We start from the raw sequence: 17,581 nt of genomic DNA, 5'->3' as shown, positions 1-17,581 counted from the left end.
ATGTCTGCGGTAAAGTATCTAAGTCAAGACTTACGCATATTTTAGCCTTGCCACGCCACTACTTAATATTTACTATTTTTTGATCAAGTAAGACGATATTTACAAAACTCTTGAGTATGTGGGTGACTAAGTCACCCACATAAATCTTTTAGGTAGCATATGTAGTCGCAACAGCAATTTTAATTTACTCATTCATATTGCGATAAGTAGCAACGGCGGAAGGAGATATACGATTGAGATAGCGGAAAATCCAGTATTTAAATATAGTGTCCAAAATTACAGGGAAAGTAGCAATGAATAAAAAGATAAAATCTCTATTGGCTGGTAGTCCCCAGTGGCGAGATAAACCTTCTAAAATTACTTCCCAGCCATGAGGAGAGTGAAATCCTACGAATACATCAGTAAACAAAATAATGATAAATGCTTTGGCGCTATCACTCAAGCCATAGACGACATTATCAAAAAATTCTTTAAGTACCATGATAGAAGGCTTGCTGACAAGTAGTAACCAGATAAATGCACCCACAGAAAAGACATCAGCAAAAACATTTTTAATTGCATTCGTACTTTCACGGCGAAACTCAGTGGCGATTTCTTCTGCTCTTCTTTTTACCTCAGTTTCTATGGCTTCAGCAGAAAGAGGTGGTGCATTACTAATTAGGCTTTCAAATTTTAGCCTTTCTTCAAACCTATGCAAATTTGTTAAGGCTTCTTCCTCCATTTCCGAATTTAAAAATATCTGCTGTGTCTGTGGAGTTTTAAAACGGTCAATAATTGGCCCAACTAGTAAAGCTTTTGATAACTGATGGGTTAAAAGAGGTACTATAATTAGTAGTAATATAAATCTAATGGATATGATACTTCTTTTTTGAGCTTGCCGAAAATTATTCACAACATCTTTTTCGGCATTGGGGTCTAATTCAATTTGTAAACGTCCGATGGTACTCAAGATAGAACGTGGCAAAACACCTGTTGTATCGGCTTTACCCTTTGGTCTTTTGTTTTGTTCTGTTCTCCTCACTACTTGTGGAGGTGATGTTGGCGTATAAATCCGCTCGACTAAATTATTCTTATCAATTTCATTAGTTTTTACAGTATAGGTGAGTGACTGATCGTTAGGCAAGGTTGAGTTATTTTCCTTAACCGTTACTGCTGAAACTTCAGATGGTGCAATTTCACTATCAGCAATGGTATATTTAGAAATTATATCATCAATAAATTTTAATTTTTCTAAGATAGTAGCCTGACTGGCATACTCTATACCCGCTTTCCGAGCAGCTTTTTGATTGGATTCATTAGAAAACCAACGGCTGAAGCGAAATTCAGTTAGCCGCATTCTAGCTATCTTCAATTGTTGGGCTAAGTCAGCCTCGAAATAATCCATCACACTATTACTGTAGATGGGAGAATTTAAGTCTATTTTGTTACCATTAAAATGTTCATTTTCTAAAGCTCTAATGTTTAATGCTGCTCTATAGGCTTCTTCTAAAGAACGCTCTGGAGTGCGTAAATACCATCGATAAGCGGACAAGAGAAAGGGATAAACTTTTTCGCTATAAAATGAATTTCTCATTGTAGGAATTGGCTTGTAACTACTGAGTAGGGGTGCTTTGATAACTGAAAATTAACGCAATAAATATACTAACAAATCTGTTCAGGAGATATTTTGTGGTTTCTCATTCTATTTGGATTGTTGGGGGTAGCCGTAGTGGTAAGACTACTCGTTTGGTAGAACAATTTTGTGCTTGGGTAAAGAATAATCAGCAGGTTCCTGAATTATTTTATACTAAAAAAGCAAAATTAAAAGCAAGCACTTCCGTATCTTTATCTTTAGATATTCAACAGGCTCGACCCGGAGTTTTAGTTTTATCTGCTAATGATGATAATCGCCGAGAACTGGGTGATATAATTGTTACTAATACTCAAGGAAAATACCCAGTTAGGGTAAAAACTCCATTAGGTTTTTTTCAGGATGACATAATTTTATTTTGGCCTTTACTGACTCAATTGCTGAATCTCAAGGCACAATTTCCTGTAAGATTACGCCCAGAAACTGAGCAAGAACTAGCGACAAAACTCTGGCGATCGCAATTAGATGAAGCAACCCTCCGCCGTGCAGGAGTAAATGAGTATCGCTTAGTCAGGCGCATTTTGGACTTGATGCAGCTAGCGGCTTATAGTGGTACAGCCTGCGAAAAGATAGCTGAGGTTTTGCAAACAGGACTAGAAGATAATAATCTCGATTTAGAGCCAGAATTTTTGGCATCTTTACTACTAAAATGGCGTAATTGGTGTTTAGAGAGAGGATTTTTAACTTATGGAATTATTACTGAACTTTACGGTCAGCATCTTTTAACCAATGAAAATTACCAGCAACACCTAGCTAAAAGATATCAAGCAGTGCTGGCTGATGATGTAGATGAATATCCGGGTGTAGTGCGGAACTTATTCGAGGTGTTGTTAGATCAAGGAGCGATCGCCGCTTTTAGTTACAATCCTGATGGTGGTGTGCGCTTGGGACTAGGAGCCGATCCCGAATACATGGCAGGGTTAGCAAAACGCTGTCAAGTCGAAACCTTGATGAGTGTAACAGAATCCTTAGCAGATAGGCTAGCCGGGCCAATGGTAGAATCACTAACTGAACCGATGTTTTTGTCTGGTTTACCGCCGATAGTCAAATCAATTCAAACCACATCCCGCGCCCAACTCTTACGCCAAACCGCCGAAGTTATTGCTAACGCCATCAAATCAAAACAAGTACAACCAGAACAAGTAGCAATCATCGCCCCTGGTTTAGATGCGATCGCCCGTTATACAATCATAGAAATCCTCACCAAGCAAAACATCCCCGTTGATTCCCTCAATGACCAACGCCCCCTAATTAGCTCACCAGTCATCAGAGCATTACTCACCATGATGGCACTAGTCTACCCAGGTTTAGGGCGCTTAGTAGACCGAGATGCAGTCGCTGAGATGCTGGTTGTTTTAAGCAGAAAACCAGAACCCCCAGAACCCCCAGAAACCCAATCCCCAGTCACGCCAGTTCGCTCAACGGAGGGAACCTCCGCACGCGACTGGCTCCCCAATACCCAGTCCCCACTCTCCACAAACATCGACCCAGTAAGAGCAGGATTAATTGCTGATTATTGCTTCGTCCCCCATCCCGACCACCCCAACTTGCTACCTGTTACCAGCTTTGAACGCTGGGATCGGATTGGTTACGCAGCCACCACAGCCTATAGTGAAATATTACAGTGGCTAGAAGAACAGCGATCGCAACAACAACTCCGCCTCATCCCCAGCCCCATTTCCCTGTTAGATAGAGCAATTCAGCGCTTTTTGTGGAATGGGAGCAACCTCCCCTATGACCAACTAGCCGCATTACGAGAACTACTAGAAACAGCCCAACACTACTGGGAAATCGACACCAGGTTACGGCAAAGCAGGGGAGCAGAGGAGCAGGGGAGCAGGGGAGCAGAGGAGGAATTTCTCAATACCCAGTCCCCAGCCACCAACACCATCGGCGAATTTATCCAACTACTCCGCCGAGGTACTATCACAGCCAACCCTTACCCTGTACGTCCCATCGGCTCAGTGAGAAAAGCTGTTACCCTAGCAACTATTTTCCAATATCGTGCTAACAGAAAATCTCACCAGTGGCATTTTTGGCTGGATGCTGGTTCGCCCCTGTGGGCAAAAGGTGGTGCAGCTACCTTGTTCGGTGCGCCATTCTTCTTACAGGATAGGTTAGGACAACCTTGGACAGCAGAAGATGAAAAATTAGCAGAACAAACTCGGCTCCAAAGAATTTTAACTGACTTGCTATCTCGCGTTTCCAAGAGGATTTATCTTTGTCATAGCGATTTAGCCGTGAATGGGCAAGAACAACTAGGGCCATTGTTACCCTTAGTCCATGCTTCTGTACCGATGGAGTTGGAAACAGAAACTTTAGCGGCTAGAGGCTAGTATTTTTCCCACAATATCATACTTTAGGCGCTGCACTGCCCACCCTACAGTTACTCTGACTTTTCACGGTATCTGAAAAACCCCACTTCCATTCCTCTTCTCTAAAAGTCCAGAGGCTTTAATTGCTCCCCCTTCCCTTGTAGGGAAGGGGGCTGGGGGGTTAGGTAGGAGCGTTAACTTTTCCACATGACATGAACGCAGATGCACGCAGATAAACGCAGATGAGCAAGATGAGAGATTTTTTGCTAATGCACTATTTTAGCTGTGTCAATCCACTAGGCATGAAGCAGAAAAACAGAGGATACAGCCTTTCCCCTTCCCCACTCCCCTTTTTCACAACATATTCCTTTAACGCGCAGAAACAGGAAAATTTTCAGTAAATTAAATATGTATATAAAAACTCACACTCACAATCAATGGCACTATTCGGATTTGGCAAAAAACTAGAAATGCCCACCCCTGAGAAAGCCTTACCAGGAAGGGCGCAATTAATGTCTGTACCAGCTCACCACTATGTCAACAACAACCCACTCAAACCTCCTTTCCCCCAAGGATTAGAAACAGCATTGTTTGGTTTGGGTTGTTTTTGGGGAGCAGAACGTAAATTTTGGCAACAGCCTGGGGTTTACACCACAGCCGTTGGTTATGCTGCTGGATTTACACCCAACCCCACCTATGATGAAGTATGTTCGGGGTTGACAGGTCACAACGAAGTAGTATTGGTCGTGTTTGATCCGAAAGTCATTGGTTACACCCAATTACTCAAGGTTTTTTGGGAAAGCCACAACCCCACCCAAGGAATGCGCCAAGGTAATGACGTAGGGACTCAATATCGTTCTGGTATTTATGTCTATTCCCCAGAGCAAAGACAGCTAGCGGAAGCTTCACGAGATGCTTATCAGCCAGCCCTCAGCAAAGCAGGATATGGAAAAATTACCACAGAAATTATCGATGCCCCTGAGTTCTACTACGCCGAAGCCTATCATCAGCAATACCTAGCGAAAAATCCCAATGGTTATTGTGGTTTAGGTGGAACCAATGTTTCTTGTCCTGTAGGTGTAGTTGAATCACCAGTGAACGGTTAGGGACTGGGGACTGGGGATTGGGGATTGGGGACTGGGGACTGGGGGAAGATAGGAGAAAGGGAAAAGGGTAAGGGGTAAAGGATTTAAATGCTTCCCTTTCCCCTTTCCCCCTTTAACCTTTTCCCCTCATCTCCCCCCAATACCTACTCAGCACTACAGATAGGTGACTAGTGCTACATTCATGGTGTAATTAAGAATCAGCAGGATTTTTGTAGTATTTATCGGCAATATCGGCTAGGTTGTAATAGATAGAATTGGAAAAAGGATAGCTGTGTATCAACTGATCCACAGCAGCGTGATTCGGGGACTGTTACCGTGATCCAAGAGATGAACTCTCAAATTAGTGAAAATCTCTTTATCGGCGATAGTGAGATGGCGGCGCTAATGCGATCGCTCGATTGGTCGCAAACGTCGCTGGGTGCGGTGGAAACTTGGTCACAGAGCTTGAAAACGGCTGTACGCATTATGTTGACATCTCGTCAAGCTATGTTTGTTTGGTGGGGTGATGAGTTAATCAATTTATATAACGATGCCTATAGAGCGATTCTTGGTGGTAAGCATCCAGAGGCGCTAGGACAGCCTGCGGCGATCGTTTGGCGGGAAATTTGGGATCAAGTGGAACCCCGTGCAGCCACAGCACTTTCCCAAAATCAGGGTACTTACGATGAAGCCTTATTGCTAATCATGGAGCGTAACGGCTACCCAGAGGAAACTTACTACACCTTCTCCTATAGCCCTGTGCCAAATGATGATGGTAGCACCGGGGGTATTATCTGCGCTAACACTGAAGATACACCCCGCATCATTGGCGAAAGACAGTTGGCACTATTAAAGGAACTGGCAGCCAAAACAGCAGACGCACGTACATTTGAGGAAGCCTGCATTCTCAGCAGCAATTGTCTGGCAACCAACCCCTACGACTTGCCGTTTGCGATGATTTATTTGGTTGATCCACAGCAGCAATGTGTCACCTTGGCGGGAACCTGCGGAATTGAGCGTGGACATCTAGCAGTTCCCGAAACTGTGGGTTTGGAAGAGGATTCACTATGGAACTTTGGCGAGGTGTTGACAAGCCATAAACCCTACCTCATATCTAATTTACAACCATTTGGTGATTTGCCTACAGGAGCCTGGGATCAACCACCCCATCAAGTGGCTGTAGTGGCGATCGCACCATCAGGACGCACGGGAAAAGCAGGGGTATTAGTGGCGGCTTTAAACCCATTCCGCCTATTCGATGAGAATTACGAAGATTTTCTGAACTTAGTATCGGCGCAAATTGCCGCCAGTATTGGCAATGCACAAGCTTATGAGGAAGAACGCAAACGCGCCGAAGCTTTAGCAGAACTCGACCGCGCCAAAACCACCTTTTTTAGTAATGTTTCCCATGAATTTCGCACTCCCCTAACTTTAATGCTGAGTCCGTTGGAAGACTTAGTAGCCGCAGATGACTTACCCACCCAACGAAGGCAAGAACTAGCATTAATCCACCGCAACGGCTTACGCTTGCTGAAGTTGGTCAATACCTTACTAGATTTTTCTCGCATTGAAGCCGGAAGGGTGCAAGCAGTTTATGAACCCACAGATTTAGCCGCCTTCACTGCCGAGTTAGCCAGCATTTTTCGCTCGGCGATGGAGCAAGCAGGGTTAGAGTATATTGTCAACTGTGAACCACTGGCGGAAACCTTGTATGTTGATCGCCAGATGTGGGAAAAAATAGTACTTAACCTGCTGTCGAATGCCTTTAAATTTACCTTTACTGGTGCGATCGCCGTCACCTTAAAACAGGGACAACAGCAAGTAGAATTAACAGTCAGCGATACGGGAATCGGCATTCCCCAAGCAGAGTTACCCCAATTGTTTGAGCGCTTTCACCGCGTCGAGGGAGCGCGGGGGAGAACTCAAGAAGGTTCCGGTATTGGACTGGCCTTAGTTCAAGAGTTGGTACGCTTACATGGTGGTCAAGTGCAAGTTACCAGTATAGAAGGGCAAGGTACAACCTTTACCATCACCATTCCCACAGGTACATCCCATTTACCAGCAGATAGAATTCAGGGAACAAGAACCCAGGTTTCCACCGCCTTGGGTGCGGCTCCTTATATTGAGGAAGCCTTGCGTTGGTTGCCGGAGGAAGGTTACAGGGGACAGGGTACAGGGGATAGGGAAGAGGGTATAGGGTTCATGGGGCTGGGGACTGGGGATAGAGTACAGGGAACGGGGAACAGTGAGGATTACCTATCACCCTCCGGGTTCGCAGTCGCCTACGGAGGGAAACCCTCCTACAGCGCTGTCTCACCTGTCCCCTATAATCTATCACCTTCCTCACCCCGGATTCTGCTAGTTGATGACAACGCAGATATGCGGGATTATGTGAAGCGATTGTTGAGTCGGTATTATGTGGTAGAAACGGCAACTGATGGGATGGCAGCACTAGAGGCAATAGGTGAGCAACTGCCGGATTTGGTGCTGACGGATGTGATGATGCCCCGTCTGGATGGCTTTGGTCTACTGGGAGCCTTACGCAGTCACAATCGCACTCGTGAAATTCCGATTATTCTGCTTTCTGCAAGAGCTGGGGAAGAAGCCAAAGTTGAAGGATTAGAAGCTGGAGCCGATGATTATCTAATTAAACCGTTTTCGGCTCGTGAATTGTTGGCGCGGGTTGAGGCAACTTTGAAGTTGTCCCAACTGCGGCGAGATGCAATGGAGCAGGAGCAGACATTGCGCCTAGAAGCAGAAACAGCAAAGCAGAATGTAGAAACTATCTTGTCCAGCATCAATGATGGCTTTTATGTCCTTGACCGCGACTGGCGATATATTTATGCTAACGATCGCTTGTGCCAGCTCATTAGAAGGAAGCGTGAGCAGATTCTCCATCACAGCATTTGGGAGATATTTGCAGATACCGTTGACACGGAAATTTATACTCAATTTCACCAAGCATTTAATCAACAAACGCCAGTCCAGTTTGAGTATTTCTACGCCACCTGGAATCGTTGGTATGAACATCGGGTTTATCCTTCGCCCGATGGGTTGACTGTTTTTGCTGCTGACATCACCGAGCGCAAACAAGCCGAACTAGAACGCGAACAACTACTCGCCCGTGAACGCCACTACGTCTACCAATTGCAAGGATTAACTACAGCCGCACTCGCAGTTAATTCTGCCCTTTCTGTAGAACAAGTGTTGCAGGTAATGACAGATCAGGCAGCATTAATTATCGGTTCTCACCAAGCTGTCACTAGTATGACAATTGCCCAGAACTGGGCGCAGGCGATTTCTGCCATCTACTTATCCGATAAGTATGCTCAATGGCGCAATTACCATGAAAAGCCAGATGGGACGGGCATCTATAGCTATGTATGCCATATCAATCACCCAATCAGGTTGACTCAAGCCGAACTAGAAACACATCCACGTTGGCAAGGTTTTGGTAAAGAGGCAAAAAACCATCCGCCCATGCTTGGCTGGCTGGCGGCTCCTTTGGTGGGGCGAGACGGCAAAAACATCGGCTTAATTCAGCTTTCTGACAAATATGAAGGGGATTTTACCGCCGCAGATGAAGCAATTTTGGTGCAGTTAGCGCAAATGGCTTCTGTGGCTGTGGAAAATGCCCGGTTATACCAAGCCGAACAGCAAGCAAGGTCAGCAGCAGAAAGGTTAAGGGAAGAAGCTGAAGCTGCTAACCGCATTAAGGATGAATTTTTAGCAGTGCTATCTCACGAATTGCGATCGCCCCTCAACCCGATTTTGGGTTGGGCTAGGTTACTCCAAGGCGGCAAGTTAGACGCAGCCAAAGCCAAACAAGCTGTAACAATTATTGAGCGTAACGCCAAGCTGCAAGTAGAATTGATTGAAGACCTGTTAGATATCTCGCGGATTTTGCGGGGTAAAATCAGGCTGACTATCAGCCCAGTTGATCCAGCATCGGTGATTAAAGCGGCATTGGAAACTGTGCGACTGGCAGCAGAAGCCAATTCTATTCGCCTAGAGGTCAACCTGGAGGAGGGAGTAGGACTAGTTGCTGGCGACTCAACCCGCTTACAGCAAGTCATGTGGAATTTACTCTCTAACGCTGTTAAATTTACATCTACGGGTGGACTGGTAGAGGTACGATTAGCAAAGGTAGGCAATCAAGCACAAATCACCGTTAGGGATACAGGTAAAGGCATTGCTAGCGATTTCCTACCTTATGTGTTTGATTATTTCCGTCAAGCTGATAGCGCCACTACGCGGAAGTTTGGGGGACTGGGTTTAGGTTTGGCGATCGTCCGTCACTTAGTCGAGCTACATGGTGGTACAATTCAGGCTGAAAGTGAAGGTGAAGGTATGGGCGCTACATTCACCCTAAACTTGCCACTGATGCCAATTCAGCCGAATGTCACTCAAGATTCACCATCTTTGGAAGCCTCCTTGGGGCTGCATGGTGTTCAAGTTTTAGTAGTAGATGATGACACCGATACAAGAGACTTTGTAGCTTTCCTCTTAGAACAAGCAGGAGCAAGTGTAATCACAGCCAGTTCCGCACTTGAAGCATTGACAGTATTCAGCAAATCCCTACCCGATGTGATGGTAAGCGACATCGGAATGCCAGACATGGATGGCTATATGCTCATGCGACAGGTAAGGACTTTGACAGCAAACAAAGGCGGATTGATAAAAGCGATCGCCCTCACCGCCTACGCCGGAGAAATAGACGAAAAGCAAGCTCTCCAAGCAGGTTTTCAAAAGCACATTTCTAAGCCAGTAGACCCAGAAAATTTAGTTAAGGCCATCTTTAATATCATGTCCGCTTAAACACTTATCATATCGTCAGGGTTGGTAATAGGTAATAGGTAATTGGTAATCGGAGAAAACAATTACCTATTACCAACTAAACCAACCATATCGTCAGTAATAGTTCGGATAATTACCTATATAGCAATTCCTAAGCAAGTGAGGTACAGAGTTATTCTGTTTAAACGCAGAGGGGCGCAGAGGAAAACGCAGAGGATTTTTACTTAGTACCTCAGTAGATTGGGAAACGCTATAATACCAAGTTCAGCAAGCCCTACTTAATAATATGGTTGTTTTCGTCGGTAATTGGTAATAGCTAATAGCTAATGGTTTAGAACCACTACCGAGTAAACCTTGAGAAGTAAATTTATACTTAGGAAAGGGGAAGGAAAGGGAAAGAGAAAAGCCTTGACCCTTTCTGTGAACTATGGATTAGAGACTTAATCAGTTATCAGGTGATGTTAACTGATAACTGATAACTGATAACTGATAACTGATAACTGATAACTGATAACTGACCTCAGCACTCAGCAATAATTGTCCGATGCCGGGGGTCGCTGGGGACTGTGATAGGTGGCGCGAAGCCTACTTCTTGTAGGGCGGACTCAATATCAAAACTGTAGTATTCATCACTCCAAGGCTCAGTGCTTTTCATGAGAGTGTAGAGGACGGGGGGCAGATTTTGGATGACAGGCGATCGCGGGTTATTATCAACTATGGCAATATAACCACCGGGACGTAATAATCTCTTAGCTTCTGCAAAAATTTCCTTGCTAACGTAACTTGGTAGTTCATGGGTAACAAATTGCAGAGTCACCAAATCAAAAGATTGAGCTGGTAAACCAGTATGTTCTGCTCTAGCATGAATCCACTCAGCTATTTCACTATTAACATCCCTAGTCCTGGCCACAGCCAGCATATAAGGCGACAAATCTAAACCTACAGTACGGACTGGATATCTTTCCCGGCGTTGATAATAACGATGTAACGCCAAGGTAGAAATCCCAACAGAACAGCCAATATCTAAAATATCCCTGACTTGCTTGGGGCCATAAGTCCCTAAAGCATCATGAAAAGTACCTCTTAACCTAGCATGGGCAGCTTCCCAAGTAAGATTTTCTTGCGGCCATACCCGTAACGCCATCGCATAGGTAGCCGACTCAGTTTCAAAAGCCGCATCCCAGCACAAGTTACCTTCCGAGTAAGCATGAAACGGTACTCTATAATAATCAGGATAGATAACATGAGGATTAGTTACAGCCCCCAGCATTTTTTTTGCAGGTGATGCTTGGAGTGCTTCATAGTTCTTACGCCAGGGAATACCGTTTTTCTCAGCCGTGTTAATCAGAACTTTTCTCGCTTGTTGCTTCATCACCCCGTAAATGGGTTTAGTTTGAATTAACAAATTCACGAAATTGGAGAGTAAACTTTCACCAGCCCAGTCTGGCTTGCTCTTGTTGTTCATCCGTTTGAGTGTAATGAGGCGATAACTGCAATACCTTTATTGTAGATTTGTTGTAGATGTTGGGTGAGAAAAGTTTTTGCTCATTCTCTAGAAAACCATAAATTTTATGATATCAGCTACTACTAATACGGGTTCTATTAGCTTTGAGACATTTGTTGCTGGGTATCTGGACGATGTACGCTACGAATTAATTGATGGAGAACTCATTGACTTGGAACCTACTGGACTTCATGAACAGGTAGCTGGACTAATTAACCGTAAGCTGAATGTAGCAATTGAGCTACTTGATTTGCCCTGGTTTATTCCCATGAAATGTCTGATTAAACCATTAGGTTTAAATTCTGCTTTTAGACCCGATGTTGTAATTATTGATCAGACAGCTTTGACAAATGAACCATTATGGCAAACTGAGCCAGTAATTACATTGGGTAACTCTGTCAAATTAGTAGTTGAAGTTGTGAGTACGAATTGGCAAAATGACTATGCCCGTAAAGTAGAAGATTATGTTCGCGTAGCGTCTCGAAGAGAAGCATTAGGAATTGGAGAATATTGGATTGCAGATTACTTAGGACTGGGAGGTAAACGTTATATAGGTTCATCTAAAGAACCTGTGATGACCATTTATCAGTTAGTCGATGGTGTTTATCAAGGAAATCAGTTTCGGGGAAAACAAAAAATTATCTCTCCAACTTTTCCCAATCTCAATCTAACTGCCGCACAAATATTTGCTGCTGGTCGATGACTTGTTCTCGCTCGTTATACTGAGTTGCAGTCAAAGATAGTACCCTGAACTGGAAGTGGAAGTATTATCTTGAACATCTATTGTTGTACATCATTTTATATAGGCTGTTGACAGTTAGCAGTCAACTGTCAACTGTCAACAAACCTTTAGTTTTTGTTCACTTCACGAGCCATATTAATGTAATAGTCGTCTATTTTTTTAGAATTAGGACGGCGGCGGGGAGTGACAAAAGTTTCAGGAGTAGCATTATGAACATTAGCAGCAGGCTCTGGAGGCGAAGCTTTTTTCATGGTTTGCGCCTCATCTGTTTCTAAGAAATACTCAGACTGAGTAAATCCAAACAAACCAGCGAAAAATCTCAAAATATTGCTGACAAAACTAAACAAACCTTTGAATAAAACGCTAAACAGACCTTCCAGGCGAATGAATAAGTTCCGCAGAATTTGAGTCAGACGAAACATAGCAAAACCCTCTATGATTGCCTATTCCTATTGTGACGTAATCGCCTGACGATGTGTGGTTGTGTAAAAATTATTTAGTCAACACCTATGGTAAATGAGAGGATGTTTGAAAAGTATTATTGCTGACATCAAAATTTTAAAGACCTAACCCCCCTGCCCCCCTTCCCTACAAGGGAATGGGGGTTTTAAAGCCTCTCTCCTTTTAGGGGAGAGGTTTGGAGAGGGGTCATTAGTATACTTTTCGACTTTCCAAACATCCTCTGAGAATACTTGCTCTTGTTGACTGCAAATTAACCGCAGAGATTGATAAATCAACCAATATTCTCTTTAATAGGGTTTAATTGAGTAACGTTCCACAAGAAAAGAGCCAATAGTCATTTCTAACAGTTGAGTTAAATGAGTAAATTTCCCATTGATCTGGATTTTAGCCATGTAGACTTATCCTCCTTGGAAACTGAGGAAGATGTTCGCCTTGAAGCCAAAAAGTTATTGCCTGCGGCACTTGTCCAGCTTGGTGAAGCTGTAGCGCTGCAAACATGGGAAGAACTACAGAAGAATTTTTCTGGCAAAGCCTCCCAAGCTGAGAAACGTAAATTTATCCAACAAACAGGGAAAAATTACCAACGTTCTGCAAGTAACCGAGAAAAACAAGAACTCGAAGAGCATATTGTAGAACAACTACGTCAACTATTGTAATTCATCGGTACTGACAAACTGCGATCGCCCCCACGCCCAATTCTCAAGGTGTGGTCTAGGTAAGTAATATCAAGGGTGGCTCTACCTTGAGGACTTTTAGCCGACACAACCTTAAATGGATTAAGTTGGGGCGTATCAATGCCAATATTTTTTCCAATAGATTAGGTAGCGTTTGTTGAGTACAGGCGATGAATGCTCTGTGGCTGGCTGAAAACTAGCTGTCACCTTCACAAATCCCGATAGCATTTTTGATAGCATCGTTAATTCATAGTGGCAGAAACACATGATGGATGACAAACTGGCGAGAGAGTATGTGTGCGGTTTCTTTTATGTGTGGGTGATTTTCTTTGATAGAAGATTGGCATAAACCGCTTGGTGGACTAATTCGCAGTTCTTTACACTGAGTTTTCACTTGGCTATCTACTGCTTTGATGGCAGTTTTTGAATCGCTATTCATAATGTAACCGATCATCCCTCCGCAGAGAAGCCTAGAAGCATATTGTGATGTAATATATCTCATCATTCCATCTACTACATAATCTTTGGCTAGAGATTGGCGTATTCCATCTTTTGAAATTACATTAAGTCGTTTGCATTCAAAAGAAAAATAAACGTCTTCACGGCATCTTTCAATTGAGATAAATCGCAAATCAATCCGTCCTTTTTCGGTTCCAGTTGCTAAGTCATCCTCTGGAATTTCACGGTCAATTATGACAGGTAATCTTACCAAATCTCTTTGCTGTCTCAGAATAGCTCTAAAACGCTTAGTTATGGGTACTTCATGGTCATCAATTTTAGGTTTACTAAAAACTTCCCATGCAGACAATACCAAATCTAAAATATCTGGAATAAGATAGTCAGGAAAAGTATCTGCCCAAAGACTAGTATTACCTACTATTGCCATCAGCTTTCCTTATAGTTGCTACTGAGGATTGCTGCAGCTATCTCGTCTGCATCATTCAAGGCAGAAGTCTTAGTCCAGAAGCGACGAGCTAACGGTTTAAAAATATACAGCTTGTCTTGCTCGAAAACTTTGAGATTTCGCAAAAAACTAATGCTTCCTTGCTGATCTGGTAAAAGATTAATAATTCTCCTGAGAATAATATCTAATTCCTGTGTTGACTCTTGCTCAATATCTACCCAGTTTTGCTCTACATTAATTTTTCTTTCTAAAACAATTATTGCTGCACCCATCTTAGGAGAACTTATAACGTTGCCAATTATAGTATACTGACTTTTACGCGCCCAAGTATTAAGTACATCACATAAAAGCTTTAGATATTCTTTGCGTTCTTGAGGTTTACTTATAACCAGTGTAGGAATAGGCCAAGTCTTTCGATTTGGTTGAATACTTGGTATGGAAATATTTATAGTGTCATTTATTAATATTTGTTCATATTCATCAATATCATAATATTCATATACATATTTAAGTAATTCGTCCTTCTCATTCTGTACCGCCTGCTGACGATTCAACAAAAAATTTTCATTAATCTGCTTTTTAAGATTTTTAATTTTTTCTACTACTTGCTGAATGATTTCTTTTGCTCTAGAAGGATCGTGAGTCATTTCTGGCAATAAAAATGGAAATCTAAGTAGTTCTGAAACACGTATATCACCACGCTCAATACCCCAAGTAGATGCTGTATGGAATAAGAAATACTTTGCTAAAACAGAGTTTAAAACAACAGCTAAAAACATAAGAACTTCGGTATCTTCTGGCTTACCATGAATACCTCGAAGTGCATCTTGGAAAACAACATCAAAGTCCGCAAAAGCTACTTTCAAGCTTTTACTTACAATTACAAGTGGAGCGGTAAATATATCTTGATGTGGCAATCTCCGAAGCCTTTTAAAACGATTGCCCACAAAAGTACAATCAGATTCGTAAACAATTAAATCAATATTTTTACTTTTTCCATCCAAAAATAATGTTTTTGGAGTCCATTCGGATAATATAACTTTATTGGGATTATCCTTAGCTCCTTCAGGTTCAAAACCTCGACTCATTAACCATTGCTTTTCTCTCTTGCTTTCCGCTTTTTTTAAAGTATCTATTAAAACATTTAGTGATGGTAAGTCAGACAATCTTTCTAAAAATTTTATATCTCTAGGGGTTCCCCAAAAGGATTGTTTCCAAATTAGTGCAGTCTCTTTTTTATTGAGGTCATATAAGACTTCTCTAAGTCTTACTTTGATTTGATCTTCTGGTGAGATAGATAGAATTTCTGCCCTAATTGTTTCTAACTCAGTTTTAGGAACTACATAGTCTATGGTGCTAGTTTTTCTATCAGGTTTTTCCTTCCGATACCTGACGATGAGTGTAGGACGGTCAGCACCGTCAAACAGGTAAAATCTCATATCGGATAGGTTAATTACTTTCTCAAGAGTATATGTTGATAACCACTCATTTTGAAAGTCTATTGCTTTATCTTGGTGGTTAAATAAAACTCCTGCTGGAAGTAAAAAGCAAATGCGTCCTTCATCCCGTAAGTGTTGCGGAGCCTTCCACACAAACCCACAAGCCAACTGTCTTTGAGCAATTGTATACTTTTCTTCCTCGCACCACTTCTCCATAAAACTTTTTTGTTTTCCTGTCACTTTTGCCCAGGGTGGATTACCTACTATCAAATCAAATTCATTCCCAGATATAGGCAAATTTCGCTCAAAAAAATCTTTGCAAATAAGGTTATGACCTACTAATTTTGGAAGGGCGTTTCCCTTTTGTTGAAGTTTCTGAATATCTCTAGGATCAAGCTGGTCTAAAAAAGCAAGATATAAACTAAATGCTGCAATACGACAAGCCGTTTCACTAGAATCTGCATCTATGCCAAAAAGATTTTTCTGGAGAATATTAATTAAGGCTGCTGCAAGTTCATCATTGTTATTGCTAACACTTCTGTGCTTGATACGCCATTCTTCAGCTAATCGGTTAAAAATCGCTACTAGAAATATACCTGAACCGCAAGCTGGGTCAAGAAAACGTTTTTCTAATAAGGAAGTCCATCTATCTAATGCTGTATCAAGAACTATTTCAACTAAAAATCTTGGTGTGTAGTATATGCCACTTTCTCGCTTTTCCTGTGTGTCAAGAAAATGTTCATAAATACTACTTATAGTTTCAATTGGTATAATACTAAAATCATAAGCCCAAAACCCCAGCGAAATTTGACCACTACTTATATCATCACCACGAAGAAAATTCTTTAAAATATTAATATGTCTAACTTTAATGAGTTTATTTTCGGATTGAAGATCAACATCAAACAAGTCACCATTGAAGTCATGTTTAAGTTGTTGAAATAAAGCATATAAAAGTTGCTTGGCTTCATCAGGTTCGTTTCTTTCCAAAAGGTCAATTAGTCTGTGACAATCTCTTGCACCTATCTTGTTAAAATAAGAATGATTAATAATTTTTCTATCAACTAGATAACAGGTAAAGATTGTGCGCCATAGCAAAGCATTGACGGTTCTAATATCTAGAGCATGATCAGTTTCTTCTTCCAATAAACTATGACGTGCAGCCTGAATATTTCTGAGTAGGCAGCGATCAACACGCCTATCTGGGTTAAAAGATTTTTGTTTTTTTCTAAATAACTCGCCAAGTTCTACTGATCTAATAAATTGTCTGAGTTCAATTTCATCAGATACGCGACTTAATATTTGAACAAGACGGTCTTGTTGGTCAACACCTTGTTCATCTTTGGCAGGAAGTGCAAGTCCAGAATAAACTTGAATTTCAGTAGGACTAACGACTACAAGTAAAGGGGCAATACCCTGGTTCCAAATCTGGCGATGTAATTCACGCATCTGGTCATAATTTCTACCAGAAACTTCTTTAAAATAAATGTAGGGTGCATTATTGATACATAAAATTCCGTCAAGTTCTAAATCTTTCCATGCTCTACGCATGGCGTGTGTCTGTGAAGGAGGCTGATCACCTGCGTAGATTTCTTCAAGGCTACAAAAGAAATTCGGGGGTCGTCTGTCGCTAAGTCCAAGTTGTTCTCTCCAATCTAAAATAGGTGATTTATTCATAATTTTGTCTTCCTACTCAGGGAAGCCTAAGAGTCTATCGTTAACTACCTCCATTCATTTAGGAGTAAGGCTATTATTTTATAATGGGAAACTGTACTTATTTATTTTTTATATGTAGAAAATTGATCAACAACGTTCTAATGGTGTTGAGTAGAGTTTTATGGTTCATATGTACTACAAAAACAATATAGAATAAATCTCAAAAAAAATCTATCACCTTAAAATGTATTTTTGTATACATTTAAAACAACCAGGTATTTTTGCTCCAATTCTCCAATTATCTAACCAAAACTCTAGAAGAAAACAGCCATATATTTATCAGTACACATCCTGCTTTAGGAACTGTTCATTT

10 protein-coding genes and 1 pseudogene are annotated in these 17,581 nt (G+C 41.9%); 5 read left to right on the top strand and 6 right to left on the bottom strand.

Features of this window, described 5'->3' with window-relative positions; translation table 11 throughout:
- Positions 1-184: 184 nt before the first annotated feature.
- Positions 185-1,582: a proton extrusion protein PcxA gene (locus H6G83_RS22620; RefSeq protein WP_190476250.1), complete on the bottom strand. Its 1,398-nt coding sequence runs from the start codon at positions 1,580-1,582 to the stop codon at positions 185-187.
- Positions 1,583-1,668: 86 nt separating this feature from the next.
- Here H6G83_RS22620 and H6G83_RS22615 point away from each other — a divergent pair, with 86 nt between their 5' ends.
- The 3 genes from H6G83_RS22615 (at position 1,669) to H6G83_RS22605 (ending at position 9,848) form a co-directional block, all read left to right on the top strand.
- Complete coding sequence (locus tag H6G83_RS22615) at positions 1,669-3,966, top strand: recombinase family protein (RefSeq protein WP_190476219.1); 2,298 nt, start codon at positions 1,669-1,671, stop codon at positions 3,964-3,966.
- Positions 3,967-4,382: 416 nt separating this feature from the next.
- On the top strand, positions 4,383-5,051 hold the full coding sequence (gene msrA / locus H6G83_RS22610) for a peptide-methionine (S)-S-oxide reductase MsrA (RefSeq protein WP_190476218.1): 669 nt from the start codon (positions 4,383-4,385) through the stop codon (positions 5,049-5,051).
- 327 nt (positions 5,052-5,378) lie between these two features.
- Positions 5,379-9,848, top strand: a complete 4,470-nt coding sequence (locus H6G83_RS22605) for an ATP-binding protein (RefSeq protein WP_190476217.1) — start codon at positions 5,379-5,381, stop codon at positions 9,846-9,848.
- A gap of 499 nt (positions 9,849-10,347) precedes the next feature.
- On the opposite strand, the gene H6G83_RS22600 is transcribed toward H6G83_RS22605, so the two are convergent.
- Positions 10,348-11,292 (bottom strand): class I SAM-dependent methyltransferase, encoded by a 945-nt coding sequence (locus tag H6G83_RS22600; protein ID WP_190476216.1) that lies wholly within the window; start codon positions 11,290-11,292, stop codon positions 10,348-10,350.
- A gap of 106 nt (positions 11,293-11,398) precedes the next feature.
- Between H6G83_RS22600 and H6G83_RS22595 the strand changes: the two genes are divergently transcribed.
- Positions 11,399-12,034 carry a Uma2 family endonuclease gene (locus H6G83_RS22595; RefSeq protein ID WP_190476215.1) on the top strand — a complete coding sequence of 212 codons (636 nt, stop codon included), beginning with the start codon at positions 11,399-11,401 and terminating at the stop codon, positions 12,032-12,034.
- Between the two features lie 146 nt (positions 12,035-12,180).
- Here H6G83_RS22595 and H6G83_RS22590 read toward each other — a convergent pair whose 3' ends face one another.
- The gene (locus H6G83_RS22590) at positions 12,181-12,495 is read right to left on the bottom strand and encodes a threonine dehydratase (protein ID WP_190476214.1); all 315 of its coding nucleotides are present in this window, start codon (positions 12,493-12,495) and stop codon (positions 12,181-12,183) included.
- A gap of 396 nt (positions 12,496-12,891) precedes the next feature.
- Between H6G83_RS22590 and H6G83_RS22585 the strand changes: the two genes are divergently transcribed.
- Positions 12,892-13,191: a hypothetical protein gene (locus tag H6G83_RS22585; RefSeq protein WP_190476213.1), complete on the top strand. Its 300-nt coding sequence runs from the start codon at positions 12,892-12,894 to the stop codon at positions 13,189-13,191.
- On the opposite strand, the pseudogene H6G83_RS22580 reads toward H6G83_RS22585, so the two are convergent.
- The 3 genes and pseudogenes from H6G83_RS22580 to H6G83_RS22570 form a co-directional block, all read right to left on the bottom strand.
- A pseudogene (locus H6G83_RS22580) lies at positions 13,179-13,437 on the bottom strand (PAP/fibrillin family protein); the annotation flags it as partial. The gene H6G83_RS22585 and the pseudogene H6G83_RS22580 sit on opposite strands and share 13 nt — an antisense overlap.
- 19 nt (positions 13,438-13,456) lie before the next feature.
- On the bottom strand, positions 13,457-14,095 hold the full coding sequence (locus H6G83_RS22575) for a hypothetical protein (RefSeq protein ID WP_190476212.1): 639 nt from the start codon (positions 14,093-14,095) through the stop codon (positions 13,457-13,459).
- Positions 14,095-17,229, bottom strand: a complete 3,135-nt coding sequence (locus tag H6G83_RS22570) for an HsdM family class I SAM-dependent methyltransferase (RefSeq protein ID WP_190476211.1) — start codon at positions 17,227-17,229, stop codon at positions 14,095-14,097. Before H6G83_RS22570 ends, H6G83_RS22575 begins: the two co-directional genes overlap by 1 nt.
- Between the last annotated feature and the right edge of the window lie 352 nt (positions 17,230-17,581).

Origin of the sequence: Anabaena azotica FACHB-119 (assembly GCF_014697625.1) — a bacterium.
Classification (GTDB): Bacteria; Cyanobacteriota; Cyanobacteriia; order Cyanobacteriales; family Nostocaceae; genus Trichormus; species Trichormus azoticus_A.
The sequence above is the reverse complement of the archived record's forward strand: the minus strand, read 5'-3'. Positions and strand labels throughout refer to the sequence as shown.

Excerpts from the sequence above, each read along its gene's own strand:
- msrA (WP_190476218.1), top strand. The coding sequence starts at position 4,383 with ATGGCACTATTCGGATTTGGCAAAAAACTAGAAATGCCCACCCCTGAG.
- H6G83_RS22605 (WP_190476217.1), top strand. The coding sequence starts at position 5,379 with ATGAACTCTCAAATTAGTGAAAATCTCTTTATCGGCGATAGTGAGATG.
- H6G83_RS22600 (WP_190476216.1), bottom strand. The coding sequence starts at position 11,292 with ATGAACAACAAGAGCAAGCCAGACTGGGCTGGTGAAAGTTTACTCTCC.
- H6G83_RS22595 (WP_190476215.1), top strand. The coding sequence starts at position 11,399 with ATGATATCAGCTACTACTAATACGGGTTCTATTAGCTTTGAGACATTT.
- H6G83_RS22590 (WP_190476214.1), bottom strand. The coding sequence starts at position 12,495 with ATGTTTCGTCTGACTCAAATTCTGCGGAACTTATTCATTCGCCTGGAA.
- H6G83_RS22585 (WP_190476213.1), top strand. The coding sequence starts at position 12,892 with ATGAGTAAATTTCCCATTGATCTGGATTTTAGCCATGTAGACTTATCC.
- H6G83_RS22575 (WP_190476212.1), bottom strand. The coding sequence starts at position 14,095 with ATGGCAATAGTAGGTAATACTAGTCTTTGGGCAGATACTTTTCCTGAC.
- H6G83_RS22570 (WP_190476211.1), bottom strand. The coding sequence starts at position 17,229 with ATGAATAAATCACCTATTTTAGATTGGAGAGAACAACTTGGACTTAGC.